4 protein-coding genes are annotated in these 2,657 nt (G+C 30.6%); all 4 read right to left on the bottom strand.

The genetic code is table 11. The features are described 5' to 3' along the window. Positions 1–172: 172 nt before the first annotated feature. The gene (locus FNW21_RS16075) at positions 173–463 is read right to left on the bottom strand and encodes a helix-turn-helix domain-containing protein (RefSeq protein ID WP_144257765.1); all 291 of its coding nucleotides are present in this window, start codon (positions 461–463) and stop codon (positions 173–175) included. Between the two features lie 2 nt (positions 464–465). Then, entirely contained in the window at positions 466–807 is a 342-nt protein-coding gene (locus FNW21_RS16070) for a type II toxin-antitoxin system RelE/ParE family toxin (protein ID WP_144257764.1), read from the bottom strand. 216 nt (positions 808–1,023) lie between these two features. Beyond that, complete coding sequence (locus tag FNW21_RS16065; protein ID WP_144257763.1) at positions 1,024–1,737, bottom strand: hypothetical protein; 714 nt, start codon at positions 1,735–1,737, stop codon at positions 1,024–1,026. 190 nt (positions 1,738–1,927) lie between these two features. Further along, positions 1,928–2,533, bottom strand: coding sequence for a hypothetical protein (locus FNW21_RS16060; protein ID WP_144257762.1), 606 nt, complete (start codon positions 2,531–2,533; stop codon positions 1,928–1,930). Positions 2,534–2,657: the final 124 nt, after the last annotated feature.

Here is a 2,657-nt window from a genome sequence, read left to right as displayed (position 1 = left end):
AAATTACCTGCGTAATTTCGGCATAACTAGCCAGTAACGTTCCCGCGCTACAAGCAGTTTGGGACTAAATTAAGCCCTATTTTCGGATTTGCCTAATCTTCCAAATACAAAACCAATTTCAAATTAAGCCTAAAACCCAAATTGCTTGTAGCGTGTGTTGGCAGATGTAGCTTTATATTTCGATTTGGATTTTTACTTTTCCTCCAAGTCCTTTTTCAACTATGTCATATAAAGTTTTAAGAGTTAAATTACTTCCGTTATTTTCAATTCTAGAAATATATTCTCTTTTTTTTGAAACTAAATCGCCCAATTCAGTTTGTGTCAAATGCTTTTCTTCACGAGCTTTTTTCAAAAGCAAACCAATTTTAAAACCTTGAAATTCTCTTTCAAGTTCATCACGTCTTACAGTTCCTTTTTCGCCGTAAACTTCATTTTTAATTTCTTTCCAACTTTTAGTTTCCATAATTATTTAGATTTTTCGTTGTAATATTTTGTCATTAAACGCAAAGCTTTTTCAATTTCATTTTTTGAAGTTTTCTGCGTTTTCTTTTGAAAGCCATTTAATAGAATTACAAGTTTTCCATTATCAAAGAAACAAAACACTCTCCAAATATTAGAACCAAGTTGGATTCGTGCTTCATATAAGCCGTTTGTTCCTTCCATTGATTTCAAATAGTTTGAAGGAACTCTTTCTAAAGTTTCAATAGCTTCAATTATTTTGAATATTTTATCTTGAACTTTTTTTGGTTGTTCCAAGAGAAAACTTTCAAAGTGATTTTCATATGCTATAACTTCACGTACTTTCATTTTTCAAAGGTAACTTAAAAGTTACTTTATTTGCAAATTTTTCGTTGTTTATTTTCGGCGCGGGGCTATATCTGCCAACGTCTCGTGGCTTGGCGTCAGTTGGGGATTTGGTTAGCCAAATGTATAAATTAAAGACCGAACTTCCAAGTACAAAACCAACTTTAAAGTTTGCCTAAAACCCCAATTGCGCCAAACCGCTGTTGTGCGATCGGCAGTTTATTTATTAATAATTTCCTCAATTTTGTTGTGTAAATTTTCTTTGATCCATTTATTCATTTCTTCTTTATCTTTTCCTTTACAACTTGTCCAAGGACTTTCGTTGTTAATTATTAATTTATTGTTTTTCAAATCGTATAAAGTGTGATATAAATTTCCTCTTTCCATTACTAAAAAGTTATTTTTTATAAAAATTTTCACATCGTTCAGGTTTTTCGGACCTTCATCATAATTAAATGCAATTGGTGTGAAATTACATTCTTTTGAAGTTTCGTTGTCCTCAAATTTGAACTTGCAATTTTCAACTAACTTTTTATCAATTTTATCATTTTTATTCCATTCTTCTTTTTTCCACTTCAAAATTTGCCATTCAGTATCGTCAAAACCAGCCATTGAAAAATATAAAATATAAACATCGTTTTCATATTCTATAAATTGTTGAAATAAATAGTATTTGAAAATTGATTGTAGTACTTTCGTTTTTATGTCGAAGTATTTATCTCTTCCAATTTTGTTAAAACTTTCTTTGCCTTTTTCTTTGAACTTTTCAGTAATTTTTAAACTGTCATTTAGTATTCCAACTTTTTTAAGTTCTTCAAATTCAGATTTCTTTACAATATCAAAATAATATTCTACACCTCGATATTTTAATTCTTGCGAAAAGAGATTTAGAGTTGTAAATATTAAAAATATGAATGTAATTATTCTTCTCATTTTTCGATTTTTGTCTCGTTTCTATTCGGTTTTTCTCTGCTGTCGCACAACGTCTCGTGGCTTGGCGTCAGTTGGGGATTTGGTTAGCCAAATGTATAAATTAAAGACCGAATTTCCAAGTACAAAACCAACTTTAAAGTTTGCCGAAAACCCCAATTGCGCCAAACCGCTGTTGTGTGCTGTACTTGTTTTAGTTTTTCATTGAAATATTTTCGTGAACCCACTTTGCTTCATCTTCTGCTTTTACATTTTCAAATTTACTACTTAATCTACTAAATGTTGCGCCTGGAAAATCATAAGGTTCACTATCTTCAAAATATGGTCCAACTACACCTAACATCCATCCGTCTTTTGATGCCCAATGAGGTTCATTTGTTCTAAATTTGAAGACGTAATAATAAACATTATTTTTGTCAAAGTCAATTGTAACTCTTTTCACGAGTTCCATTTCATCAGGACATCCATCAAGTTCCGTTGGAAATTCCAGCCAATTTGCTAAATTACTTTCCGCACCTTTTTCAATTGAATAAAATTCTTTTGGAAACAATTCTGTTTTTTTATGTTCGGCTAATAATTGGAAAGTTGCTTCACGTGTCAATATATTTTTGGCAAATGGAATTATTTCGGATTCAGTAATACTTTCACCGTTTTCTAATTTCTGATAAATTGGCTTTATTCTCTCGAATCTAGTTTCGTTTATTTTCTTTGATTGATTATTTACCGTTATATTTCTGTAAACAACAAAAATTATTATTGCTAAAATAAATACTCCGATAACTATAAATAATATTTTCATTTGATTTAATTTTCTGTTTTTTTATCCGTTTTTTGGGTATAGCACACAACGTCCCCGCGCTACAAGCAGTTTGGGACTAAATTAAGCCCATTCTTCGGATTTGCCAAATCTTCCAAATACAAAC

Origin of the sequence: Flavobacterium restrictum, from assembly GCF_007097245.1 — a bacterium.
GTDB lineage: Bacteria > Bacteroidota > Bacteroidia > Flavobacteriales > Flavobacteriaceae > Flavobacterium > Flavobacterium restrictum.
The sequence above is the reverse complement of the archived record's forward strand: the minus strand, read 5'-3'. Positions and strand labels throughout refer to the sequence as shown.